Genomic DNA, 23,803 nt, shown 5'->3' with positions numbered 1-23,803 from the left:
AGCCTTCTTCGAGGAGAGAGCCACTCATGCCCGGTATTCCCCCCATCACGCCCTACGTGTTACCCGGCGCCGCCGATCTCCCCGCCAACTCCGCCGACTGGACCGCCGATCCACGGCGCGCCGTACTGCTTGTCCATGACATGCAGCGGTACTTCCTGAGACCGTTCCCCGAGAGCCTGCGCGACCGGCTCGTACTGAACACCGCCGAACTGCTCGGCCGCGCCCGTGAGTTGGGCATACCGGTGGCGTACACGGCGCAGCCCGGAGGCATGACCGACGAACAGCGCGGTCTGCTCAAGGACTTCTGGGGTCCCGGGATGCGTACGGACCCGGCGGACCGGGAAGTGGTGGAGCAGCTAGCGCCCGGCCCGGACGACCGGCGGCTCACCAAATGGCGCTACAGCGCGTTCCACCGCTCCGATCTGCTCGACTGGATGCGGGCACAGGAGCGCGACCAGCTTCTTGTCTGCGGTGTGTACGGACATGTCGGCGTGCTCGCGAGCGCGGTGGAGGCGTTCACCAATGACATCCAGCCGTTTCTGGTGGCGGACGCCATAGGCGACTTCTCGCTGCGCCACCACCGTATGGCGCTGGAGTATGCGGCCGAGCGCTGCGCCATGGTGGTCACCCACAGACAGGTTCTGGCATGACCGGCGACAGCATGACCGGCGACGGCGATCCGCTGACCCGGGTGCTGGCCGACCGGCCACCGCCCTTCGCGCTGCTGCACCGCCCGGAGACGACCGGCCGCGACCGGCTGGACGTACTGCTCGGCGAACTGTCGGAGCCGGCCACTCTCGCCGGGATTCCCGTACCCGAGGAATCCCTTGGACAGGGCCAGGACGTCCTGGTGATCATCCCTTTCCGGCAGATCGCCGAACGCGGTTTCGCCTGTGTCGACGACGGCGCGCCGCTTCTCGCACTGCGGGTGACGGAGCAGGCCGTACTGCCACTGTCCGAGGCACTGGCCCGTATCCCCGAAGTCCCGATCTCCCTGGCGAACAGCGGCTTCGACATCGCCGACGAGGAGTACGCGGAGATCGTCCGCAAGGTCGTCGCCGACGAGATCGGCGCGGGCGCGGGCGCGAACTTCGTCATCAAACGGTCGTTCGTCGCCGATATCGAGGGATACGATCCGGCCCACGCGCTCGCGTTCTTCCGGCGGTTGTGCGCACGCGAGTCGGGCGCGTACTGGACGTTCATCGTGCACACCGGATCCCGTACCTTCGTCGGCGCCACTCCGGAGCGGCACATCAGCCTGCGCGCGGGCACGGCCGTGATGAATCCGGTCAGCGGCACCTACCGCTATCCCGCGGGCGGGCCGGTGCTCTCCGACGTATTGGAGTTCCTCTCCGACGAGAAGGAGAGCGACGAGCTGTACATGGTGCTGGACGAGGAGCTGAAGATGATGGCCCGCGTCTGCGACTCGGGCGGGCGCGTCGTGGGACCGCGGCTGAAGGAGATGGCACGGCTCGCGCACACCGAGTACCTCATCGAGGGCCGCTCCCACCGGGCACCGCAGGAGATCCTGCGCGAGACGCTCTTCGCGCCGACGGTGACCGGGAGCCCGCTGGAGAGTGCCTGCCGGGTCATCAGCCGGTACGAGCCACGAGGCCGCGGGTATTACAGCGGTGTCATGGCCCTGATCGGCAGGGAGGGCGGCGCCCGGTCCCTGGACTCCGCCATTCTGATCCGTACGGCGGACATCGACCGTGCGGGCCGGGTGGACATCGGCGTGGGCGCCACGCTCGTACGGCACTCCGATCCCGTCTCCGAGGCCGCCGAGACCAGGGCGAAGGCGGCAGGACTGCTCTCCGCGCTGGAAGGCGACCGGCAGGGCGGTCTCGGCGACCATCCGGCCGTACGGTCGGCCCTCGCGAGCCGTAACGAGGACCTGGCCCGGTTCTGGCTCGCCGACGACTCGGCGGGCTCGGCGGTACGGGAGCGGCCCGTGCCGGCCCTGGCCGGTCGCCGCGTACTGGTGGTCGACGCCGAGGACACCTTCACCGCGATGATCGGCCATCAGCTCCGCTCGCTGGGCACGGTGGTGACGGTGCGCCGGTTCGACGAGGAGTACTCCTTCGACGAGCACGATCTGGTCGTCATGGGCCCGGGGCCGGGCGATCCCAACGACAGCGGCGATCCCCGGATCGCCCATCTGCACACGGCGATCGGCAGCCTGCTGGAACGGCGCCTGCCGTTCCTCGCCGTCTGTCTCAGCCATCAGGTGCTCAGCAGACGCCTCGGTCTGGAGGTGACGCCCTGCGACGACTGCCGCCAGGGCACCCGGCGCGAGATCGATCTCTTCGGCACGCGCGTACTCGCCGGCTTCTACAACACCTTCGCCGCCCGCTGTGACACGGACGAGATCCACCGCCCGGGCATCGGCCCGGTCGAGGTCAGCAGGGACGTCGGGAACGGTGAGGTGCACGCGCTGCGCGGACCTCGTTTCACCTCGATGCAGTTCCACGCGGAATCGGTGCTCACCCGCGACGGCCGGCATATCTGGGCCACTCATATGGAAGAGGTGCTCCGCGCGTGAACGTCACCATCGCGTGGTGGGATCTGACCGAGTCCGAGCAGACCATCGACTCGCTGCGGGAGTATCTGCGGAGCGACGGAGTGCCGCCGTGGAGCTCGGTCAAGGGCCTGCGGCTGAAGTTCTGGATCTCCGACCGGCCCGGGAACCGCTGGGGAGCGGTGATGCTCTGGGAGTCGGCGGAAGCCGGCGAGCAGCAGCCGCTGCCACCGCACCGCGCTGCCCAGCTGATCGGCTATCCGCCCACCGAGCGGGTGCGGTTCGAGGTCGAGGCCACGGTGGAGGGCGCGTACGAGAGAGCGGCGCTGTCCGGCCTCGGACTGGTCTACGGGACATGAGCCACGAGGCCGGGCCTGTGAGCCCTGACCTGTGAGGCCGGGCCTACGAGGCCGGGCCTGAGACCCGTACGTACGTATGGTCCGCGGCGCCTGAACTCGCGCCGCGGACCATGACGTTCCTCGGACCACCGGCCGACAGGGGACGATCCTCACATCTGGAAGGTCCCTCGGGCCACGATCACCGCGGAGCCCGCCACCTCCACCATGTCCACCCGCTGGCCTGCGCCGTCGGCGGTGGCGAGCATCGTGGAAGGGCGGCCCATCTCGACGCCCTGGCAGATCTCGATTTGGCGGCCGAACGGGATCAGTCCGTGCCGCGCCAGATGTATCGCGAGCGGCCCGGCGGCCGATCCCGTCGCCGCGTCCTCGGCGACACCGTAGGCGGGCGAGAACATCCGCGTCCGCCAACTGCTCCCGGATCCCGCGAAGCAGTTGGCCGCCATGTCGTGATGCCTGGCCAGCGCCCGCAGATCGGGCTCCACCTCGGACAGCGCCGCCACACTGTCCAGTCCGACGAACACATGGCGCGGCCCGTTGCGGTAGACCTCCACCGGCAGGACGGAGGACTTCACACCGAGCGCGGCGAGCAGCTCGTCGGCCTCCGCGTAGGGCTCCCAGGTCGGGATCGGCTGCCGCATGCACGCCGAGCGGATCCCGCCGTCCGGGTCCCGGTCGAACTCGAACGGCACGGTGCTCACGGCGGTTTCCATCAGCAGCCGGTCCTGCCGGGTGGTCGCGCCCAGCACGATCGCGGTGCCCAGCGCCGGATGGCCGGCGAACGGCAGCTCGTTCACCGGAGTGAAGATACGGACCCGTACGTCTCCGCCGTCCCGTGGCGGAAGGACGAATGTCGTCTCCGAGAGATTCAGCTCCCGGGCCAGTCGCTGCATCTGCGCGGTGGAAAAGCTGGAGGCGTCCAGGAAGACGGCCAGTGGATTTCCGGAGAGAGGTTCGTCGGTGAAGACATCAGCCACTACGTAATCATGCATTCCCGTAAAATAATGGTCCTGTGAGGCAGCCTGCAAGAATTCGCCGTCGTCCAAGTGCGGGGCGGCCACGAGTTTCCTACGTATGTCCGTGCGCGTGTCCATAGGCGTGTTCGTGTGCGTGTCCAACGGGCGGAAATCGCCGGTTGGACACCCGATGGCCCGGATAAGGTGCTCCGGACCGGCCAGTGAATTCCTGGCTCCTCCTTCCATCGTCCCTTGTGAGGTCCGGCAATGGCTGAAGCCACCGTCGACAAACCGGCGTCCGACGACGAAGCGGAACTGCGGCGCCGTAACCGAGCCGTGGTCGAGGACTATATGAGCAGGAAGGGCGAGGGACGGCTGAGCCGCTATCTCCTCTTCACCGAGGAAGGCAGCGGCGGCCTGTACACCGCCGACACCGAGGAACCGATCGTCTCCCGCGGCCTCGACAAGCTGAAGGCGCACGGCGCCTGGTCGCTGGAGTGCTTTCCCGACTGGGTCTGGTACAACGTCGAGATCTTCGAGACACAGGATCCGAACCGGTTCTGGGTCGAGTGCGACGGTGAGGGCGCGATTCTCTTTCCCGGATATCCGCCCGGCCACTACAAGAACCACTTCATCCATTCGTTCCTGCTCGACGACGGCAAGATCGTCCAGAACCGGGAATTCATGAATCCGTACAACCAGCTCCGTGCGCTGGGCATAGAGATTCCGGTGATCCGGCGGGGCGAAATTCCCACCTGAGGCCGGGGCCCGATGAAGAACATGACGGAGTGATCCTCCCCGACATCCTGGAGAGTCCGCAGTGAAAGCCGATCTGAAGGCGGCCCAAGAAGTAGTCGAGCTGATCACCGGAGGCTGGCGGGCACAGGCCGTCCACACCGCCGCGAAGCTCGGACTGCCCGATCACATCGAAGCCGGCCGCACCACCAGCGGCGAACTCGCCGAGGCCACCGGCGCCGAGGAGGAGGGCATCCGCCGTCTGATGCGCCTCCTAGTGGCGATGGGCGTGTTCGAAGGGGATCACGAGACGGGCTACCGGAACACACCGGTGGCCACGGCGCTCCTGGACCGGCCGGGGACGCTGCGCGACATGTGTCTTCTCTACGGCGAGGAGTTCTACACCGCCTGGGGCAACGCGGTGGAGTGCTTCACCACGCTGACCGCGGGCTTCGAACTCGCCTACGGCAAGCCGCTCTACTCGTATCTCGACGACCACGACGATCTGGCAGTCCGGTTCCAGCGGACCATGAAGGCCGGCAATCTCTTCTTCGACTACGTACCGGAGATCTTCGACTTCTCCGGCGGCAAGACCGTCGTCGACTGCGGAGGCGGCAACGGCCATCTGCTCTCCGTCATCCTTGAGGCCGCTCCGGACGCCCGCGGCGCGCTCATCGACCGCGAGCATGTGATACCCATCGCCCGCGACTATCTCTCCGGCACCATCGGCCTCGACCGTGTCGAACTCCACGCGGGCGACATGTTCAAGGCCGTGCCTCAGGGCGGCGATGTCTATCTTTTCTGCCGGGTCCTCGCGGGCTGGTCCGACGACGCTGTCGTGGAGGCCTTCCGGCACTGCCGGCACGCCATGGCCGGTCCCGGCTCCCGGCTTCTCGTACTCGACCGCACCGTGACCGACAAGGACTCCACGGTGCTGCCCGCGCTGTGGGATCTCCATCTGCTGATGACCAACGGCGGCAAGCACCGCTCCGTCGACCAGTTCCGGACGTTTCTCGACCGGGCGGGCTTCGACGTCGAGCGCATCGCGGAACTCCCGATGGAGACCACGGCCCTCATCGCGGCCCCGCGTGCCTCTGCGTAACTGACCTCGCGCCACTGATCCCGCGCCACTGATCCCGCGCCATTGACCTTGCGCCACCGAAACGAGTGCCGGCCGTGCCCACGGCCGGCACTCGTGCGTTTCGGGCCCGCGACCAGGGCTGGCCGGCGGCTCAAGAGGCCTGTTTGTCGTACTCCACACGGCGGTCGTACTCGGTACGGGCGACCGCGATCTCGTGCTGATGCTCCTCCGTCCAGGTCACCAGGGCCTGGATGGTGGCGTGGAGCGTCGCGCCGAGCGGAGTGAGCTCGTAGTCGACACGCGGCGGAACGACAGGGTGGACGGTCCGCCGGACGAGCCCGTCCCGTTCGAGCTGACGCAGCGTCACCGTCAGCATGCGCTGGCTGATGCCCTCGATCCTGTTGCGCAGTTCCGTGAAGCGCAGGGTCCTGCGCTCCAGGAGCGCGATGACCAGCAGCGACCACTTGTCCGCGACGCGATCGAGGATCTGCCGCACCTCGCAGCCTTCGCGTGTGTCCCACTGAAGGATGTCGTAGTCGCCCTCGGTATCCGCGCAGTGCGTCGGTGACTTTGAAGTGCCTTCTTCCATGGCCCGTCAGCCTGCCCGAGGATTCGGATAGTTACAAGTCGGAACCGGCAGGCTTCCGCGTAACCGCCGGCGCGCCGTGAGCGCGGACGGAATCTCTTTCACCCTTCCCATGCGTTCGAGGAGACATCTGTGTCCACCGTGAAATCCCCGTCGGGCAGCGGTACCGACCGTATGAGCGGACGCGCCTGGGGCGTGCTGTTCGTGCTGTGCGGCGCGATCTTCCTGGAGGGCATCGACGTGGCCATGCTCAATGTGGCGCTGCCGTCGATCCGTGAGGATCTCGGCATGTCCACGGGCATGCTCCAGTGGGTCATGAGCGCCTATGTGCTCGGCTACGGCGGCTTCATGCTGCTCGGCGGCCGGGCCGCCGACCTGTTCGGACGCCGTCAGATGTTTCTGTTCTGGCTGGCCGTCTTTCTGCTCTTCTCCGGCTTGGGCGGTTTCGCGACCGAAGGCTGGATGCTTATCGTGGCCCGGTTTGTGACCGGTGTGGCGGCGGCCTTCATGACTCCGGCCGGTCTGTCGATCATCACCACGAGCTTCGAGGAAGGGCCCGAGCGCAACAAGGCGCTGCTGGTCTACTCCGGCACCGCCGCCGGAGGCTTCTCCGTCGGTCTGGTCGTCGGCGGCCTCCTGGCCGCGGTCGACTGGCGCTGGGTGTTCTTCGCTCCGGTGATCCTGTCCTTCCTGATCCTGGTCACCGCACTCGCCCTGATCCCCAGGTCGGCCCGTCCCGACCGCGACGGCCGGCCCGTCGACCTGGGCGGCGCGATCACCGTGACGGGCGCCATCCTGCTGCTGGTGTTCGCCGTGGAGCGTGCCACGCATGTGGCGGCGATCTGGACGGCCGGCACCGTCGCGGCCGGACTGCTGCTGTTCCTCGCGTTCATCGCCATCGAGCGCACATCGCCCTCGCCGCTGGTGCGTCTGGGTATCTTCCGCAACGCCGCGCTCGTCCGCTCCAATATCGCCGGACTGCTCTTCGCCGCCGGCTTCTTCGGCTTCCAGTTCATCGTCGTCCTGTACCTCCAGGAACTACGCGACTGGTCGACGCTCCAGACCAGCTTCGCGATGATCGTGATCGGTATCGACGCCGTCCTCTCACCGACACTGACTCCCAAGCTGGTCGAGAAGTTCGGCAACGCCCGGGTCATCTTCGGCGGACTGGTCCTGGCCTCGCTGTCGTACGCCCTGTTCCTGCCGGTCCAGGCGGACTGGACGTACGCGGCCATGTTCCCGAGCCTGATCATCCTGGGACTGGCCTTCTCCCTGGCGTACGGTCCGCTCACCATCGTCGCCACCGAGGGCATAGCGGAGGAGGAACAGGGCGTCGCGGGCGGTCTGTTGTACACGTCCTTCCAGTTCGGAGCGGCGCTCGGACTCTCCTCGGTGGCCGCGGTCAATATCGCGGCGACCAACGGCTCGTCCCCGGCGGCGCAGCTCGACGGCTACCGGGCCGCCCTGGTCGTGCCCTTGATCGCGGCCCTGGCAGCCACTCTGATCAGCGTGTCCGGCCTGTTCGCACGCGGCAGCCGCGCGAATGTGACGTGACCGCCCTGGGCCGTTGGGCTCCGGGGCGGCTCGTACGGTCAGCTTCCCACGCGCTGCGCACATGGTTCGAGGCGGACGATGACGCCTTTCGACGTCGGTGTGTTGCTGATCTCCGCCACGCTGTCCAGCGGCACCAGCACATTGGCCTCCGGGTAGTACGCGGCGGCGCACCCACGCGCCGTCGGATAGGAGACGAGGCGGAAATCGTCCGCACGCCGCTCGACACCGTCGTGCCATACGCCGACGATGTCGACGCAGTCGCCGTCGGTGAGACCGAGTGCCTGGAGGTCGGCCGGATTCACCAGCACGATCTGCCGCGATCCGTGGATTCCGCGATAGCGGTCGTCCAGTGTGTACGGAATGGTGTTCCATTGGTCGTGCGAACGGATGGTCTGAAGGAGCAGATGCCCTTCCGGAACCTGTAGCATCCGCAGCTCGTTCGTGGTGAAGAGCGCTTTGCCGCTCGGAGTCGGGAACACGCCCTCGTTCACCGGGTTGGGCAGGACAAAACCTCCCGGCTTGGCCACGCGCTCATTGAAATTGTCGAATCCCGGAACGACGCGGGCGATCCGCTGCCGGATCTGGTTGTAATCCGCCTCGAACTCCTCCCAGGGCACATCCGCCTTCTTGGCGGCCTCGTCGCCAAAGGTGTGGCGGGCGAGCCTGGTGAGGATGGCCACCTCGCTGAGCAGCTTCCTGGAGGCCGGTTCGAGCCGCCCGTACGAGGCGTGCACCTGGCTCATCGAGTCCTCGACGGTGACGAACTGCTCACCGCCTGCCTGTCTGTCCTTCTCGCTGCGGCCCAGCGTCGGCAGAATCAGCGCGATCTCACCGCAGACCGTGTGCGAGCGGTTCAGCTTGGTCGAGATATGCGCCGTGAGGCGGCAGTTGCGCATGGCTTTCTCGGTCGTACGGCTGTCAGGCGTAGCCCGTACGAAATTGCCGGCCAGACCGAGAAAGATCTTCGCGCGGCCGTCGAGCATGGCCCGGATGGAATCCACCGTGTCCCAGCCGTGCCGGGCCGGAGGAGTGAACGAGAATTCGCGTCCCAGGGCCTCCATGAACGACTGCGGCATCTTCTCCCAGATGCCCATGGTCCGATCGCCCTGGACATTGCTGTGACCGCGCACCGGACACGCGCCCGCCCGAGGTGTTCCGATATTGCCGCGCAGCAGCAGGAAATTGACGATCTCCCGGATCGTGGGCACGCCGTACTTCTGCTGAGTCAGGCCCATCGCCCAGCAGACGATGATCCGTTCACTGCGGAGTACCAGATCACGTACCTTCTCGATCTCCGCGCGCGTAAGTCCCGTAGCCGCTTCGACATCGACCCAGGACAGCCGTCGGACATGTTCGGCGAACTCGGCGAAGCCACTGGTCTGGTTCTCGATGAACTCATGGTCGAGCACCGTGCCCGGACGGGCGTCCTCGGCCTCCAGCAGCAGCAGATTCAGCGCCTGGAAGAGCGCGAGATCGCCGCCGACCCGGATATGGAGGAAATCATCGGCGATCCGAGTGCCTCGGCCGATCACACCGCGGACCTCTTGCGGATGCTTGAACCGGATGAGGCCGGCCTCGGGCAGCGGATTCACGGCGACGATATGTCCGCCGTTGAGCTTGGTCTGTTCCAGTGCGGTCAGCATCCGCGGATGGTTGCTGCCCGGATTCTGGCCCACCAGAAAGACCAGATCGGAATGGTGGATGTCCCGCAGACTCACATCGCCCTTGCCGACGCCCAGCGTCTCGTGCAGCGCGGCACCGCTCGACTCGTGGCACATGTTGGAGCAGTCCGGCAGATTATTGGTGCCGAAGGCGCGCGCGAAGAGCTGAAACACGAACGCGGCCTCGTTGCCGGCCCGTCCCGAGGTGTAGAAGACGGCTTCGTCGGGGGAGTCCAGCCGTCGCAGCTCGTCGGCGAGCAGACCGAGCGCCTCGCTCCAGTTGACGGGCTCGTAGTGGTCCGAACCGGCTCGCTTCACCAGAGGCTCGGTGAGCCGCCCTTGCTGGTTGAGCCATCGGTCCGACTTCCCGGCCAGCTCACCGACCGAATAGCGCCTGAAGAACGAAGCCGTGAGCCGCCGTGAGGTGGCTTCGTCGTTGACGTGTTTGGCGCCGTTCTCGCAGTACTCGTTCCGGTGGCGGTGCCCGGGTACGGGATCCGGCCAGGCGCAGCCCGGACAGTCGAATCCCTGAGTCTGGTTCATGTTCAGCAGCGTCAGTCCCGTACGCCGGGCCGTGGTCTGCTCCAGTGAGTACTCCATCGCGTGCACCACCGCGGGCACACCCGTTGCCCAGGTCTTGGGCGGAGTAACGCGTGGACTGTCACCGTTCGCGTCGGCGACCGGTGGTTTTCTCTGCACAAGCATCAGCCTTTCGCTCGGCACCGCACCTGTCGGGTCCGTGCCACGGCTCTGCGGTACGGCTCTGCGGTACGGCACACTCAGCCCGTGGGCCAGGTCGGCACGCACGGGCCGCCCAGCACCGGGTCCGGTCGTACCCGGCCGCCATGGATCTCGCCGCGCCAGCTCCCGGTCTCCCGCCCGTTTCCCTCGATGAATTCCTTGAAGGACTCCATGCCTCGGTGGACCCGATGCTGTACGAGATTCAGCGCGCTCCCGGTCCTGCCGACCACTCCGCTCGGTCCCAGGTCCACCCGTACACTCACCCGGGTACGCCCGGAGTCAAGGGATTCGAACGTCACGGAGCCCTCGTGCCGGGGCTCGGTCAGCATCAGCCAGGACACGCACTCGTCGGGCCGCTGCTCCACGATCTCCGCGTCGAACTCGCGGGTGACCGCGCCGACTCGGGCGATCCAGTGCGTCAGCGTGCGCTGAGGCTGATCGATGCTCTCCACGCCTTCCAGAAAGCGCGGAAAGCTCTCGAACTGCGTCCATTGGTTGTAGGCGGTCCGGACGGGAACGTCGACGTCTATCGACTTCTCGATGATGGGCATACCGGTCTGTCCTCCGCTGCCCTGCACAGGGCGGAATGGGGAAGCGCGCGTCTGGGACAAGCACTTTCCATTAGATACGGATACAAATCGGCCTGCATGTCGGAGCCGGGCGGGCGGACGCGCGGACGGCGTCCGCGATTGCGCTGCTTCGACCGGGACGGAACGCACCGCGGCCACTCCGGGGGACAGCTGTCCCGCCGAAGTGGCCGCGGTACAAGAGGTGCTGTGGGTGTTTCACGCCGACGTCAGCCGATGAGCCGCTCCAGGACCCACTCGGCCAGCGTCTCGGTCACCTGGCTGTGCTCGGTGTTCCGGGAGTCGCACTTGAACTCGTCGAGCAGGCTCTTCTCGGCGGGCAGCGACTCGATGTTCTCGCACGGATCGACGTTCCACTCGACCGGGTCGAAGTCCAGCGCGACCGCGCTCACCGCCGGGACGAAACAGCCGCTGCGGAACTCCTGCCGGATGTCGGCCTTCAGCGCGTCCGCGACCCGGCCGAACGAGTCGAGGCTGCCGCCGGGCGCGCCGTCGAGAGCCGGCACGTACGAGGTGTTGCCGCGCCGCACCTGTCCCAGGGCCTTCATCTCGCCGATCGGCTGGTGCTCGCCCTTGGCGGGCTGGAAGCGCGCCTTCGCGGCGGCGATCAGCGGGATCTGCCAGTCGAACACCACCTCGCCGGCCGGCAGCTCGCGGCCGACACCGTTCCCGGCGCCGTTGGCCACGCCCAGCTTGCGAGGGCGCTGCGGGAACTGGTCGTACTCCTCCAGCTCGGCCAGGAACTGCTTGCGCAGCTCGCTGGAGGTGGCGACCGGGCCGGAGTACTTGGCGTTCTCGACCCAGGACCACAGAAGCTGCTGCGCGGCGGGGCTTCTGATCAGCTCGGCCTGCTTGGGCGCGTCCGGGTCGCCGGTGGGGAAGTCCTCGAAGAAGTAGGCCATCTGCTGGAGCACCAGCGGGATCCACGCGCCGTTGTGCGGGGAGTCCCAGGAGAGATACGTCGCGGTCTGGTGGTCCTGGGCGTGATGCTCCATCTCGGCGAGGGCATAGCGGGTGATCATGCCGCCCATGCTCACACCGCCCACGATCAGCGGAGCGTCGCCGTGGCGCTCCTCGATGGCCCGCTGGACGGCGCTGATCACCACACCGGCGTTGGCCTGGATGTAGGTGTGCCGCTGCTCGAAGCCGACCAGGACGACGTCGATGCCCGCGTCGAGCAGCTGGTCGAGAAAGCCGGGCCTGCCCTTCGCGTAGGGCGCGTTGAAGTGGTCCCACAGGCCCGGCAGATCGCTGGGGCCGTAGTTGAATCCGTCCGCGAAGATGAAGGGCCGCGTCAGATGCTTCTGGCCCGTGGCGTGGTAGACCGCCGCCGTGCCCGTTGCCACCTCGCGCCGGTACGGCCGCGCGGACCGCAGCTCCCAGATCTCCGGCTTCCGGTCCTCCGCGCGGGCGGTCCGCGCCGGGCTTGCGAACCAGACGCCCGGCCTCAGCGTCTTGGCGAGCTTCTCCGCCGCCTCGGCCGAGGGCTTCTCTTCACTCTGCGTCGCCGTCAACTCGACGTCGATCCTGGCTTCCTGCGCCATGACTATCGCTTTCGCTCGGATGCTTCACATGGCCGTGCCACGGGACGTGTCACGGCGGCCACAGCGGTTCGCGCCGCGACCACAACGCGAGAGGGAACTCCGCTCCCGCCTGTGACCGACTGTAACAGTCATATCACCGACAGTGCCGTCTCGGCGACGCAACGGAGCGACGGCGGAGTCTCACGGTGCTCCCGATGGAGCCGTGCTTCCGACGGAGTCGTGCTCTCGACGGATCAGAGCCAGCCGTTGCGGCGGAAGCTGCGGTGGAGCAGGAGGCAGGCGGTGGCGATGACTCCCAGGACGAGGAAGTAGCCGTACGTCCAGCGCAGCTCCGGCATATGGTCGAAGTTCATGCCGTACACACCGCAGACCATCGTCGGTACGGCGATGACCGCCGCCCATGCCGTGATCTTGCGCATGTCCTCGTTCTGGGCGACGGTCACCTGGGCCAGATGGGCCTGGAGGATCGAGTCGAGCAGCGCGTCGAACGACGCGATCTGCTCGGTGACCCGGGCCAGATGGCCGGCGACATCACGGAAGTACGGCTGGATGTCCGGGCCGACCGGCGGCAGCGGCTTGGTGGCCAGGGCGTGGAGCGGCCGGTCCAGCGGTGCGACCGCCCGCTTGAGCTCCAGCAGTTCGCGCTTGAGCTGATAGATACGGCCCGCGTCGCCGCGGCCGGCGTGCTCGCTGAAGACATGGGCCTCGGCGGCGTCGATGTCGGTCTGTACGGCGTCCGCGACGGCGAGGTAGTCGTCGACCACCTGGTCGGCTATCGCGTGCAGTACGGCGGCCGGGCCCTTGGACAGCTGCTCGGGAGCCGCCTCCAGGGACTCGCGGAGAGGGCCGAGCGAACCGTGCCCGCCGTGTCTGATCGTGACCACGAAGTCGGGACCGGTGAAGATCATCAGCTCGCCGGTGTCCACCACCTCGCTGGTGGCGGTGAGTTCCTCGTGCTCGACGTAGTGGCAGGTCTTGAAGACGGCGAACAGCGTCTCGTCGTACCGCTCCACCTTGGGCCGCTGATGCGCGAGCACCGTGTCCTCCACGGCCAGTGGATGCAGCTCGAACAGTTCGGCGATCCAGGCGAACTCCGTCTCGGAGGGCTCGTGCAGTCCGAGCCAGACGAAGCCCCGGCCGGACTTGCGGACCTGCCGCAGAGCCTCGTCCACCGGGCCGGCGTCGGGCTGCCGCGCGCCGTCCTCGTAGATCACACAGTTGACCACCGTGCTGCCCAGCGGGGAGCGGGCCGGGTGGCTCAGATCCACTTTCCGGCGGTAGGCGCGGCTCATCGCACGCTGGAGATTGCGGATGATCGGCACAGTGGGCTCCTTCGGACAACCGGCGGCCACCAGTGTGCCATCGGTCGTCACGGAGCCGCCGCGCCGAGCCGCCCGGTCCCTGACGCCGCGTGGGTGTCCGGCGTTCTGTGTCGGGACCGGGCGGCGGGTCGGCGTCTGCCCGAAGAGCCTCAGCTCAATTCAGCTCACATTGAGCGCGGTGTCGTCGATGACGAAGGAGGTCTGGAGCTTGGATCCTTCGACACCGGTGAACTTGACCGTCACGGTCTGACCGGCGTAGCCGCTGAGATCGAAGCTGCGCCGGGTGTAGCCGGAGGCGGCGTTGACGTTGGAGTAGGTGGCGAGGGTGGAGAGAACCGTGCCGGAGCTGTTGAGCACCTGTGCCTTGAGGGTGTCGTAGGCGGTGCTGCCGGTCTCGGCGGTGTCGATGTGGAGATAGAAGCTCAGAGTCGCGGCGCAGCCGGACGGGATGGTGACGGACTGGGAGACGGTGTCCGTGCGGGCCGTACCGTAACCGCCGAGCCATGCCTTGTACGAGCCGGTGCGGGCGGCCTGGCCGGTGCTGTTGGTGATGACACCGCTGGAGGCCGTCCAGGACGAACTGCCGGACTCGAAGCCGGGGTTGGCGAGCAACTGGGCCGCGGTGCAGGTGCCGCCGCCACCGCCGCCGTCGTCCCCGCCACCGCCGCCGGTACCCGAGGAGAGCCACTCGGTGGCGTTGAGGGCGAGCGCGGCATTGGTGGCGCCGGAGTCGCGCCAGCCGTCGTACAGGGTGTTGCCGGACTGGCCGGTGCCGTCGTCGATGGGGGAGCTGTCGCCCCAGAAGGCGACACGGCCGCTGCCGAAGGTGCTGGTGGCGAAGAAGGCGCCGGTGTTGCCCGAGTAACCGGTGCGGTAGAGAAGGCCCTTGACATTGGGATTGTCGGCGGGCTTGAGGGTGGCGGTGGTGCCACTGGCGATGAGGCTCTTGGTGACCGTACCGAACGAGCCGTGCAGCACCGGGTTGCTGCTGTCGCTGATCGCGCGCGGGTAGTCGGAGCCGACGGTGAGGGTGTCGACGGAGAAACCGAAGGGATCGGTGCTGTCGACGCTGTTGTTGGACATCAGGTCGTTGATGATCTCGACGGCGTCCTCACCGTCGTTGTTGCGGTCGGCGCCGGTGTGGTCGGCGATCAGGAAGAGACCGCCGCCGTTCTGTACGAACTTCATCACCGCGGTCTTCTCGGCCGAGGTCAGCAGAACGTTCGGCTCGGGCAGGACGAAGCTGTCGAAGTTCTTGAGGTCCGTGGCGCTCGTCGTGCCGTACGTGATCGAGCCGCTGGACGGCAGCGTCTTGAGGCTGTAGTCGCCGGTCCTCTGGAGGGCCACGCCCCAGGAGGAGAGGGCGCCGGTCCAGGAGGTGTCGGAGGTGGGGGAGGGGTTCTGTCCCAGCGGATCGGGCTGGCTGGTGCTGATGATCCAGTCGGCGTTCCCGGCCGTCTCGGCATGGGCGTTGTCGAACAGCACACGATGAGTGGCCGCCGCGGCGGCAGCCGGCGCGGCCTGGCCGGCCGCAGCCACCCGAGGAGCCGGTACGGCCTGCGCGGCCTGAGCGGCGGTACCGGCGGCGAGGGCACCGAGAGCGACGGTGACGCCGACGAGTCTGAGCCGGCGGGAATTCCCTGATCCGAGCATCCGTCAAACCTCCGTGAACGAGGAGCGGTGGGCGTGCGAGAAGCCAACTCTGCGCGCGTAGACCATCGGACGAACCGCCGCCGGGTAACGAGTCCTTGAACGGTACATGGCAAGAATCCCCGCGAGCAACGGGCCATGTATCCGCTTCTCGGGGATCCGGTCCGCCTTGACCTCGACCTCGGTCGAGGATCTAGCCTTGTCCGCACCACTCGCTGATCACCGGAGGGGCTGATGAGACATGACTCAGCGCACCATTCCCGCCAGTGCCGACCCGGACGCGACCGACGACATGCTGTCCGGACAGCCCATCGGCTACTGGAGCGGCGTGGCCCACAAGGCCGTCATCAAGCACATACGTGACGCGATGGCTCGCATGGACGTCAGCCAGCCGCAATGGTGGACGCTCAATCGGGTGGACGCCGCCGGCGACGGCCCGACGCGCGAGGAAGTGGCCGGCCAGCTCACGAGCGTCGCCGACAGTCCGGACGAGACCCGCCGAGCCGTGGACCAACTGCTGCACCGTGGCCGGCTCGGCATCGACACCGGCCAACGCCTGTACCTTACGGACTCCGGGCGGGCTGCCAAGGCCCGTATCAAGCAGCTCGTCACCGACCTGCGGGCAGAGATCCACGACGGCATCACCGACGAGGAGTACGTCGCCGCGCTCAAGGTCCTGCGCAGAATGATCCACAACGCCAACGGCCCGGCCACACTTCCTTAGTTCGGCAGGCCGGTGAGCTCCCAGGCCGCTCGCTCGGCCGTACGGTGGGGCGTGACCCGGATAAGCCCAGAGGCCGCCAGTTCTTGATCTTGAGCCTCTGAAGTGCCGCTCACCGACGTCCACCTGGGCAGCCGGAATACGCGGGAACTGCGCCGCAGGGACAAGCTGAGGAGGCTGCCCGTCTTGGCGGTCCGGATGCATATCGGGTGCGGGCAGCCCGCGAAGCGCTCCGGAGCGCGATCGGCAACACCGATGTGCTGCTGAGCATGCTCAAGTCCGTGGGCCTGTAGGAGCTCGTTGATGAGGGGGACGCCCACACCCGGAGATGTTCGGCAGGTCCGTGACCGGTAGCAACAGGAGGCCGCGGCGAAGAAGGCGCTGAAGGCTCAGCGGCGGGCGGAGAACGAACGCAACGCGGCGGCCAAGGCGTACGGAAGGCCCGCCACGCGCTGCCGCTCGAGGAGCGGCTGGAGGCGAGGGCCGCAAGCATCGAGGTGACGTGGGCGATGCCCGCCCCGGGTGTCCGGGCCGACGAGGTCAAGGCCGCGCAGCGGGCCCGGTTGACGCGGATCGCTGTGGTGGAGGTCGTCCGCGAGATCACGGGGTCCGAGTAGGAACGGACCAGGAAACCGGTGTTGCTGTCAGAAAGTTTGACAGGTCGTGATCCGGGCCAGCTCAGCGCGCGTACGAGACTTTTGGCACCCAACAGGGCGGCTGGTGGCCGTTTTCATCGGTGATGGTGCTGCCCAGAGTGTCAATCGTTTCCGGCTCACGGCCTACGAGACGCGGGAGGGCGCCTCCCCTGTGGGGGAGGCGCCCTGAGTGCCGTGCAGGACCGTTATTGACCGCGGGGCCTTCTGAGACCCAGCAGTAGTGCCGCCGCCGAGACGAGCAGCAGCGCGACGCGGGCGTCGATGGCGGCGGAGCCGAGCCGGGTCACCCCGCTGCGCAGCGCCGGCAGTTGGGTGACGCAGAAGACGCCGAGGCACAGCGCCCACGCGCCGAACAGCCGGGGCCGGTCGACGTGCCGCAGCCAGGACGGCGCCCATCCGGAGAGTACGGAGACACAGCCCGCCAGGATGAGGACGCACCCTGCGGCGAAGGCGGTGTAGTCAACAACCCTGCTCACATTCACTCCCTGCTCACATTGGGGTAGCCGAACCTGATCTTGAGCTTCACTCCCCGGTGCGGATTTTTGTACAGCGTCGTCTGGAGTTTGGCGCTGAGCCACCAGTAGTAGGCGGAGATGACCCCACCGAGCGCGGCGGCCAGCGCGCCGACGCCCGTCGCCCAGGCGTAGACGCCGATCATCGCGGCGATCACCGCGGTCATCCCCGCGCGCTCGTTGAACCGGTTGACCACCCCCCAGCCCCGGGCGTTGGTCATGTCCATCTCGTAGCCCCACCAGTGCCAACCGTGCTTGTTGTAATTGTGCTTGCTGAGACCGGTGAGGTCGAGACAGGTGACCGGGTTGCCGGAGCAGTAGTCGTAGGCGTTGGAGTTGCCACCGTAGACCGCGTCCCGGCTCAGGAAGCGGCCGGTCGTGGGGTCGTAGAGCCGGACGCCCATGAGCGTGTAGCCGCTGAGCGTGTCGCCCGAGCGCTGGTAGGCGCCCAGCCAGTCGTACCCGGTGCCCTCCGTGGAGTCGGCAAGCACGTTGCCGTACTCGTCGTAGTGCCGCACGGTGGTGGCCGCCGACGTGTCCAGCGGCTGTTGCACGGTGATGTTGCCGTGCAGGTCGGACAGCTGGAGTACCACCCCGCCGGACGCCGTGGTGGTCGCGGCGAGCGACCCGGTGAGGTCGTGCACGTAACGGGCGACGGTGCCGCCGGTCACGCTCCACGCCGGGCTGTCCGACAAGTCGCCGTAGTGGTTGGTCGTGGTGGTGCCGGTGCTCCAGGTACCGTCCGTGCCCTGGGTCTGGGCCGTCTGCACGGCGAGGCGTCCGGCTGCGTCCAGGGCCCAGGCGGTGCGGCTGGTCCCGACGGTCTCGGAGGCGACCAGGTCGTTGGTGTAGTACGCCAGCGCCGTGCTGCCGTCGGTTTTGATGCGGCCGAAGCCGTCGTAGGCGTAGCCGCTGTTCACCAGGCGGTCGGCCGTGTCGTAGGTGTACGACGTGGTGGCCGTGGTGGCGTCACCGGTACTGCTGCATTCGTCGGACGTGTTCGTCAACGCCGTGCGGTTGCCGTTCGCGTCGAAGGTGTACGCACGGGTCGTGCACCCGGTCGTGGTGATGTCCGCAGCCTGGGTGAGGCGGCCGACGCTGTCGTAGGTGTAGGCGGACTGGACGGTGGTGCCGTCGGTCTGCGTGTGGCCGGCCCGGTAGCCGTCGACCGTGTAGCCGGCGGTGTCGGAGGCGACCGGAGTGCCGTCGGACGTGGTGTAGGAGCGGTCCGTGACCTGTCCCGCCGGGTCCGTGTCCACGGTCAGCGCGTAACTGCCGGGCAGGGTCTCGGAGGTCAGGATGCCGTCGGCGTCGTAGGTGCCGGTGAAGGTGCCCGCGACCGAGTCGGTCAGGGTCTTGAGATCACCGGCGGTGTCGTAGGCGTACGTCACCGTGGACGGGGCCGAGTCGGTGCGCCTGACCGGGCGGTCCAGGATGTCGTACGCGGTAGTGGTTTGGCCCAAGCCGTCGTCGTAGGACATCTGGCGGCCCAGGTCGTCGTAGCGGTAGGTGATGGTCTGGCCGTTGGAGGACTGGGTGGCGAGCTGCCCGTTGTCCTCGTCGTAGGTTGTCGTGGTGGCTGGGGTGCCCGTGCCCGTGCCGCCGGTGACAGCCTTCTTGGTGACGCGGCCTGCGGCGTCCACCGTGGTGGTGGTCGTTCGGGTCACGCCGCTCGCGGTCTCGGCCTTGGTGGCGACCTGGCCCCAGCGGTCGTAGGTGTAGACCGTGGTGACCGCGTCGGACGGGTTGCTGCCGCCACCGCTGATCGACGCCGCAGGAGCGGTCCGGCACAGCATGCCGTCCCACTCCACGGAAGCGCAGGCGCCCGTGGCGGTCGCGCTGTAGTAGGTGTGGTTCAGCGTGTCTGCGTCCGAGCCCGACGAGCCCGCGGTGCGGGTGCTGGCCACCCGGCCGGCGCTGTCGTAGGTGGCGACGACGTCGGTGGTGCCGCCCGTGGCTGACTTCTGCTGACCGCTTGACCAGTCGTAGGTGTAGGTCACCGTGCTGGTGTCGGCGTCGGCGGAGTAGCCCGGGATCGCCGCGCCCGTCACCTTGGAGGTGAGCAGACCGGAGACCGCCGCGTCACCGGGCCGGTTCTCGTCGTAGGTGAACGCGGTATGGGTGCGGGCCAGGACCACCGAGTCGGCGGCGAGAGTGGACTCGCTGGTGGAGCCGGTCAGTTCCTTGGCGAGGGTCACTTGGTACAGCGGCCCGTAGGTCTCGGTGACGCGTGTACCGTCGGCCGAGTACTCCGAGACGGTGGCCAACTGCTGGGCGCGGTCAGCCGTGGACACGTCGGCGAGGCCCAGCTCTGTCAGCTCGTCGGAGGAACTGCTCAGCGCCAGCGCGCGATTGGCGGCGGTAAGCTGGTCGGTGGTGTTACCGAACACGTCATGCTCGGTGGTGGTGATGCCCCCGCCGGGGCTCGCGGTGTTGGTCTCCTCCCCGTCTGCGTCGATGTAGGTGACGGTGGCCCGGTCGTACGAGGATGACGTCAGGTCGCTGCCGGTGCTGGAAGACGGGACGGAGTCGACCGGGAATACAGCCGTGGCGTCCGTCGGTGGCTCGCTCTGCGCCCAGGTGGCGACCGTGGCGGAGTCCATTTGGTACGGAGCCGTGGAACCGGACAGCGGCACGTCGTAGACGACCATGGTGGTGGCCGTGCCGGCTGTGGTGTCCGTGGTGCCCCCGGCCAGGGCCGGGCGGGACGCCTTGAGCAGCATGCCCTCCCCCGCGGTGAGCGCGGAGCCCGCCTTGCCGTAGGTGAACGTCCACGGCAGTTCACCCGCGGGGGTGAGGGTGGCGACGTGACCGTCGGCGTCGTAGGTGTACTGCGTCTTCAGCGCGGGGCTGATCCGCGGGTCCCAGACCTGGGTCAGATGCCCGGAGGCGTTGTACGCGTAGGAGGCGACGGTCTCGGCGGTGGCGGCGGAGGCACCCGGGGTGGTGGCCCACAGTCGGATCGCCTTGACCTGGCCCTGGTAGTCACCGGGCACGCTCGAGGTCGCCGTGGTGGAGTCAGCGTAGACGAACTCCAGGGCCCGGCAGCCCTTGGCGGCCGGAGTGGCCTGGCAGATGGCCGCCTTGACCGCGCCGGTCGGCGAGATCACGTACTTCGGGCGGGCCAGCGTGGAGCTGCCGGAGACGACCGTCTCCGAGGCGACCGTGACCGTGCTGTCGTCGACCGCCGAGGCGGACGAGGACAGCGTCCAGGTCGTCGCGGTGACCGCGGCCTTTGTGAACACCGTGGTGTCGGCGTCGGTGTCGGTGAGTGTGAACGTCGAACCGGTCAGACTGCCCGTCAGCGTCAGATCGGCGGAGTCGTCCTGCGGCTTCCAGCCGCCGCCGGACTTCGCGGTGAAGGCGACCGAGCCGCCGTCGCCGGTCAGCAGTTCGACCGAGGTGGCGGAGGTCTTGCGGAGCTGCGTGTAGTCGCTCGAGTCAGCCGAGACCGACGAGGTCCAGCTCGACCCAAAGATCTGGGCCTGGCCCTCGGTGTCGTTGTCGTTGGCGCGCGAGGAGAAGGTGCGCCCTGCTGCCACCGCGAAGGCGGAGGCATCTGTACTGGATAGGGAGAAGTCCCCGGTGAGAAGGTTGACGCTGCCTGGCCCCACGTCGGTGGTGGGGGCCTTGCCTGCGTCGCGGTCGACCGTGACGGTGTTCGAGGGGGAGTTGTCACTGGTGGTGCCGTCGGTGAACACTGCCCGCACGTCCACCGCGCCGTCCTCCACCAGTGTGCTGGTGATGTTCCAGGTCAGTGCGGCGGGAACGCCGCCCGGTGCGCTCAGCGGCCACGCACCGACCGGTGCTCCGCCGGCGGCGACGATGACATCGGTGGTAGGCACGTTGTGCCAGGTGGTGTCGGCCTCACCCCGCCGGTACTGGTAAGTGACCCCGCTCTCAGTCGGCTTGCCCTGACCGGTCAGAGTCACCCGCCGTGCCGGGGTGTCCCCGTCAGCCGGGGTGGTCAGGGCAGCCCCGGAGCCGGCGTAGAAGACGTATGTCGTGAGAGCCGATATGTTGCCGGCCTTGTCGTGGGTGGTGCTGCTCACGGTGTGCTTGCCCGCGCGGAAGGTGATCGTGTCCGTCACCTTCGCGCCGGTGGTGGGCAGGGTGTGCGGGGCTGCGCCGTCCAGGTTCCACACCACGGAGGCCGCGTCGGTCGCGGGAGGTGTGAAAGTGAAGTCGGCGGAGAAGTCGCCCTTGTCGTCCGGGGTGCCGGACCAGACCCCTGCCGGGAAATCGGTCGAGGAGATGGCGGGCGACGCCGGCTTGGTGGTGTCGACGGTCAGGGTGTTCCATGCCGGCCAGGTCCTGCTTCCGTCGGTTCCGTCGCGGGCCAGCGCGCGCCATTTGTAGGTTCCCGCCGGCAGGGCGGGGGTGGTGTAGGAGCCGGTGGAGCCCGAGGCCACCTGCGGGGAGTCACCGTTGGCGATCATCGTGGTCGCCGCGGAGTTCCACACCTCGAAGTGCATGGTCAGCTTGCCGCCGTCGGCATCGGTCGCCTTGGCCTGCAGCGTCGGAGTGGTGTCGTTCGTCGCCGCTCCGGTCGCTGGGGCGACCAGGGTGGCCTGGCCGGGGTAGGAGTTGTAGTTGACCACCAGTTTGGGTGCGAACCCGGCGGTGGTGTAGTTGGCGGAGCGGAAGCGGCGCCAGGTGGTGGAGTCTTTCTCGTCCGTGCTGTTGACCTGGACGCCGTAGTTGGCGGTGCCGTCGGCCCATGCCTGGACGATGCTGGTCAGGTTCCAGTTCGACCAGTTCGCCGGGCAGGAGGCGTCGTACCCCCAGTGGCCGGTGTTGTTCGCCGCCCCCGTCGCCGTGGTGGAGGGACGGGTGGCCCAGGTGACGGTGGTGGTGTCGAGGGGGGTGGTGATCCGCCGTACCTCGGTCGGTGGCCCGGTGGTGGCACAGGTGGCCGAGTAGTAGGAGTACAGCGACATCGTGGCCGAGGTGATGTGCTTCCCGGTGAACGCCGCGGTGTTGAACTTCAGGAACGAGCGGGCCGTGTCCACCCCGCCGTCATACGTCCCGGACTTCAGCTCCTGTGAGCCGACCTGCGAGTCGGGATAGTCGGGGTTCTGCACCCAGGTGTCGGTGGTGACCGCCAGCGTCGACGACGGGTCGATGGTCACCGGGTAGGTCAGATCTCTGGAGAAGAACACCGGATTCGGGGTCAGGACCAGGGTCGTGGAACCGTCGCCGGCCTTCTCCACCGTGGTCTCCACCGGCATCTGGTTGACCGGTTCACCGGAGGCAGGGTCCCGGGAGGAGTCCCACATGTGCGGGGCCGCCGCCTGGGCGACCAGTTTTCCCGCCCCGTCCTTCAACAGCAGCTGACCTGTATCAGCGTCCTTGGTCAGCGCCAGACCCTTCAGCGTCAACGGGATCCGGTAGGACACCGGAGCACTCGGCGCCTGGTCGAGCACTACTGACTGCTCAAAACCCTGCGCCAGCGCTTCCACCGACAAGGACGCGCCGCCGCCCAGATCGTAGGTGGCGGTATTGCCCGCGACATGCGGTACGGGAAGCGTCGAGTCCCAGTTGAGGCCGAACGTCTTCCTGCCGTCGGTGACCGACGCCAGATGGGTGTCCCCGCCGTCGGACAGCGCCAGATCAGCCGGCGCCGTCCGCGGTTTGAGATCCGCACCCGCGTCCATGAGCGAGGTATCGACGTCCTTCCACGAACCGTCGCCCTGCTTCACCCGGACCGGGCCCGCGTACGCCTCCGTCGACTGTGAACCGTCCGGATTCACGAAGGTGGTGGTATCTGCCGCCCGCTCCGAGAGCACCTCGATCCGACGGTTCTGCAACCGCGCCATCAATCGCGCCGACGCCACATCCTGCGCCTCGGCCGGGCCTGACACAGCCGCGGCCTCGGCAGCGGAGCGGACCGGTCGCAGGTGCGGGGTGACCGCGAACGACTGCCCCGAATCCAGTGCGACCAGAGCCACCTGAGCCGACATCACCACAGCAAGACCGGCACCCGTCCACCGCAAACCCCTCAGCCGGGATCCGGGTCTCGCTCTCGGTCTGGGTAGGCGCGACAACCAATGTGGTGTGAACCGCTGATACCAGGAAAAATGATCAGACATGACGTCAACTTCTGCTCAATCCGGCACCAGTAGCCGGGACTGAACGATCATGCCTATGGCATATTCTGCAACAAGCGACCCGTCACACCGTGTAATGCTCACCCCGGCGTCCGTCCCGCCGCAACAATCTTCGGGCGCCCGAAACCCCCTCAAAATCATCCCCAGCGGCCTGTTCCGGCGGAAATCTACACCCTCTTTACATGTCGATCACGATAAGAAGATACCAAGAACCCTTTCCTCTAATTTTGAGGAAAAACCTCTCCAATTGAATAATTGCGACAAATGACACGTGCCGAATCGCACAAATGACACTAACCGGCCAACGGGTCTGCTGCGACGTGACGGTGCGTGACGTCGGGAGCCGTCCCAGCCCCAGAGCGCACCTCGTTGACCGCTCGCCTCGGCCAGCGAATTTGAACGGGGCCATGGCCGCGCAGGAGAATGCGGTCTTGCCGACCACGAAAGCCCAGCCCGGCCAGGTAACCCCAGAAAATGGTCCAACCGCATCCGGTCGTAGACATAGGTGCGACA

At 67.6% G+C, this 23,803-nt stretch carries 17 protein-coding genes; 8 read left to right on the top strand and 9 right to left on the bottom strand.

Annotation, left to right across the window (positions count from 1 at the left end; genetic code table 11):
• Nucleotides 1-26 precede the first annotated feature (26 nt).
• The 3 genes from ACFV6H_RS09925 to ACFV6H_RS09915 are packed head-to-tail and all read left to right on the top strand — an operon-like array spanning nucleotide 27 to nucleotide 2,877.
• Nucleotides 27-650 carry an isochorismatase family protein gene (locus ACFV6H_RS09925; RefSeq protein ID WP_385540242.1) on the top strand — a complete coding sequence of 208 codons (624 nt, stop codon included), beginning with the start codon at nucleotides 27-29 and terminating at the stop codon, nucleotides 648-650.
• A complete protein-coding gene (locus ACFV6H_RS09920) occupies nucleotides 647-2,542 on the top strand; it encodes an anthranilate synthase family protein (protein WP_385540240.1) in 1,896 nt (631 codons plus the stop codon). Before ACFV6H_RS09925 ends, ACFV6H_RS09920 begins: the two co-directional genes overlap by 4 nt.
• Nucleotides 2,539-2,877, top strand: a complete 339-nt coding sequence (locus ACFV6H_RS09915; RefSeq protein ID WP_385540238.1) for a hypothetical protein — start codon at nucleotides 2,539-2,541, stop codon at nucleotides 2,875-2,877. The genes ACFV6H_RS09920 and ACFV6H_RS09915 overlap by 4 nt, the downstream gene beginning before the upstream one ends.
• A gap of 149 nt (nucleotides 2,878-3,026) precedes the next feature.
• On the opposite strand, the gene ACFV6H_RS09910 is transcribed toward ACFV6H_RS09915, so the two are convergent.
• On the bottom strand, nucleotides 3,027-3,866 hold the full coding sequence (locus ACFV6H_RS09910) for a PhzF family phenazine biosynthesis protein (protein ID WP_093589188.1): 840 nt from the start codon (nucleotides 3,864-3,866) through the stop codon (nucleotides 3,027-3,029).
• 231 nt (nucleotides 3,867-4,097) lie between these two features.
• Between ACFV6H_RS09910 and ACFV6H_RS09905 the strand changes: the two genes are divergently transcribed.
• Nucleotides 4,098-4,589, top strand: coding sequence for a PhzA/PhzB family protein (locus ACFV6H_RS09905; RefSeq protein WP_176732385.1), 492 nt, complete (start codon nucleotides 4,098-4,100; stop codon nucleotides 4,587-4,589).
• A gap of 61 nt (nucleotides 4,590-4,650) precedes the next feature.
• Nucleotides 4,651-5,667 (top strand): methyltransferase, encoded by a 1,017-nt coding sequence (locus tag ACFV6H_RS09900; protein ID WP_385540235.1) that lies wholly within the window; start codon nucleotides 4,651-4,653, stop codon nucleotides 5,665-5,667.
• Between the two features lie 130 nt (nucleotides 5,668-5,797).
• Here the strand turns inward: ACFV6H_RS09900 and ACFV6H_RS09895 are convergent, their stop codons facing one another.
• Nucleotides 5,798-6,235, bottom strand: coding sequence for a winged helix-turn-helix transcriptional regulator (locus tag ACFV6H_RS09895; protein WP_385540233.1), 438 nt, complete (start codon nucleotides 6,233-6,235; stop codon nucleotides 5,798-5,800).
• 171 nt (nucleotides 6,236-6,406) lie between these two features.
• Between ACFV6H_RS09895 and ACFV6H_RS09890 the strand changes: the two genes are divergently transcribed.
• Nucleotides 6,407-7,786, top strand: a complete 1,380-nt coding sequence (locus ACFV6H_RS09890) for an MFS transporter (RefSeq protein ID WP_385540420.1) — start codon at nucleotides 6,407-6,409, stop codon at nucleotides 7,784-7,786.
• A gap of 38 nt (nucleotides 7,787-7,824) precedes the next feature.
• Here the strand turns inward: ACFV6H_RS09890 and ACFV6H_RS09885 are convergent, their stop codons facing one another.
• The 5 genes from ACFV6H_RS09885 to ACFV6H_RS09865 form a co-directional block, all read right to left on the bottom strand.
• Complete coding sequence (locus tag ACFV6H_RS09885) at nucleotides 7,825-10,152, bottom strand: FdhF/YdeP family oxidoreductase (RefSeq protein ID WP_385540231.1); 2,328 nt, start codon at nucleotides 10,150-10,152, stop codon at nucleotides 7,825-7,827.
• Nucleotides 10,153-10,226: 74 nt separating this feature from the next.
• Nucleotides 10,227-10,739 (bottom strand): SRPBCC family protein, encoded by a 513-nt coding sequence (locus tag ACFV6H_RS09880; protein WP_385540229.1) that lies wholly within the window; start codon nucleotides 10,737-10,739, stop codon nucleotides 10,227-10,229.
• A 245-nt stretch (nucleotides 10,740-10,984) separates the two neighbouring features.
• Entirely contained in the window at nucleotides 10,985-12,319 is a 1,335-nt protein-coding gene (locus tag ACFV6H_RS09875) for an esterase/lipase family protein (protein WP_385540227.1), read from the bottom strand.
• Between the two features lie 233 nt (nucleotides 12,320-12,552).
• On the bottom strand, nucleotides 12,553-13,611 hold the full coding sequence (locus tag ACFV6H_RS09870) for a magnesium and cobalt transport protein CorA (RefSeq protein ID WP_384976878.1): 1,059 nt from the start codon (nucleotides 13,609-13,611) through the stop codon (nucleotides 12,553-12,555).
• A gap of 189 nt (nucleotides 13,612-13,800) precedes the next feature.
• The gene (locus ACFV6H_RS09865; protein ID WP_385540225.1) at nucleotides 13,801-15,294 is read right to left on the bottom strand and encodes a hydrolase; all 1,494 of its coding nucleotides are present in this window, start codon (nucleotides 15,292-15,294) and stop codon (nucleotides 13,801-13,803) included.
• Nucleotides 15,295-15,532: 238 nt separating this feature from the next.
• Between ACFV6H_RS09865 and ACFV6H_RS09860 the strand changes: the two genes are divergently transcribed.
• Nucleotides 15,533-16,015 carry a MarR family transcriptional regulator gene (locus tag ACFV6H_RS09860; protein WP_385540223.1) on the top strand — a complete coding sequence of 161 codons (483 nt, stop codon included), beginning with the start codon at nucleotides 15,533-15,535 and terminating at the stop codon, nucleotides 16,013-16,015.
• A 206-nt stretch (nucleotides 16,016-16,221) separates the two neighbouring features.
• Nucleotides 16,222-16,305, top strand: a complete 84-nt coding sequence (locus ACFV6H_RS09855; RefSeq protein ID WP_385540418.1) for a DUF6245 family protein — start codon at nucleotides 16,222-16,224, stop codon at nucleotides 16,303-16,305.
• Between the two features lie 548 nt (nucleotides 16,306-16,853).
• Here the strand turns inward: ACFV6H_RS09855 and ACFV6H_RS09850 are convergent.
• Both ACFV6H_RS09850 and ACFV6H_RS09845 read right to left on the bottom strand, forming a co-directional pair.
• Nucleotides 16,854-17,144 carry a hypothetical protein gene (locus ACFV6H_RS09850; protein WP_385540221.1) on the bottom strand — a complete coding sequence of 97 codons (291 nt, stop codon included), beginning with the start codon at nucleotides 17,142-17,144 and terminating at the stop codon, nucleotides 16,854-16,856.
• A gap of 2 nt (nucleotides 17,145-17,146) precedes the next feature.
• The gene (locus ACFV6H_RS09845) at nucleotides 17,147-23,143 is read right to left on the bottom strand and encodes a DNRLRE domain-containing protein (protein ID WP_385540219.1); all 5,997 of its coding nucleotides are present in this window, start codon (nucleotides 23,141-23,143) and stop codon (nucleotides 17,147-17,149) included.
• Nucleotides 23,144-23,803: the final 660 nt, after the last annotated feature.

The sequence above is a fragment of the Streptomyces sp. NPDC059743 genome, from assembly GCF_042732975.1.
In the GTDB taxonomy this organism is placed as follows: domain Bacteria; phylum Actinomycetota; class Actinomycetes; order Streptomycetales; family Streptomycetaceae; genus Streptomyces.
The sequence above is the reverse complement of the archived record's forward strand: the minus strand, read 5'-3'. Positions and strand labels throughout refer to the sequence as shown.

Excerpts from the sequence above, each read along its gene's own strand:
- ACFV6H_RS09925 (WP_385540242.1), top strand. The coding sequence starts at position 27 with ATGCCCGGTATTCCCCCCATCACGCCCTACGTGTTACCCGGCGCCGCC.
- ACFV6H_RS09920 (WP_385540240.1), top strand. The coding sequence starts at position 647 with ATGACCGGCGACAGCATGACCGGCGACGGCGATCCGCTGACCCGGGTG.
- ACFV6H_RS09910 (WP_093589188.1), bottom strand. The coding sequence starts at position 3,866 with ATGCATGATTACGTAGTGGCTGATGTCTTCACCGACGAACCTCTCTCC.
- ACFV6H_RS09905 (WP_176732385.1), top strand. The coding sequence starts at position 4,098 with ATGGCTGAAGCCACCGTCGACAAACCGGCGTCCGACGACGAAGCGGAA.
- ACFV6H_RS09895 (WP_385540233.1), bottom strand. The coding sequence starts at position 6,235 with ATGGAAGAAGGCACTTCAAAGTCACCGACGCACTGCGCGGATACCGAG.
- ACFV6H_RS09890 (WP_385540420.1), top strand. The coding sequence starts at position 6,407 with ATGAGCGGACGCGCCTGGGGCGTGCTGTTCGTGCTGTGCGGCGCGATC.
- ACFV6H_RS09885 (WP_385540231.1), bottom strand. The coding sequence starts at position 10,152 with ATGCTTGTGCAGAGAAAACCACCGGTCGCCGACGCGAACGGTGACAGT.
- ACFV6H_RS09880 (WP_385540229.1), bottom strand. The coding sequence starts at position 10,739 with ATGCCCATCATCGAGAAGTCGATAGACGTCGACGTTCCCGTCCGGACC.
- ACFV6H_RS09875 (WP_385540227.1), bottom strand. The coding sequence starts at position 12,319 with ATGGCGCAGGAAGCCAGGATCGACGTCGAGTTGACGGCGACGCAGAGT.
- ACFV6H_RS09870 (WP_384976878.1), bottom strand. The coding sequence starts at position 13,611 with ATGAGCCGCGCCTACCGCCGGAAAGTGGATCTGAGCCACCCGGCCCGC.
- ACFV6H_RS09865 (WP_385540225.1), bottom strand. The coding sequence starts at position 15,294 with ATGCTCGGATCAGGGAATTCCCGCCGGCTCAGACTCGTCGGCGTCACC.
- ACFV6H_RS09860 (WP_385540223.1), top strand. The coding sequence starts at position 15,533 with ATGACTCAGCGCACCATTCCCGCCAGTGCCGACCCGGACGCGACCGAC.
- ACFV6H_RS09845 (WP_385540219.1), bottom strand. The coding sequence starts at position 23,143 with ATGTCGGCTCAGGTGGCTCTGGTCGCACTGGATTCGGGGCAGTCGTTC.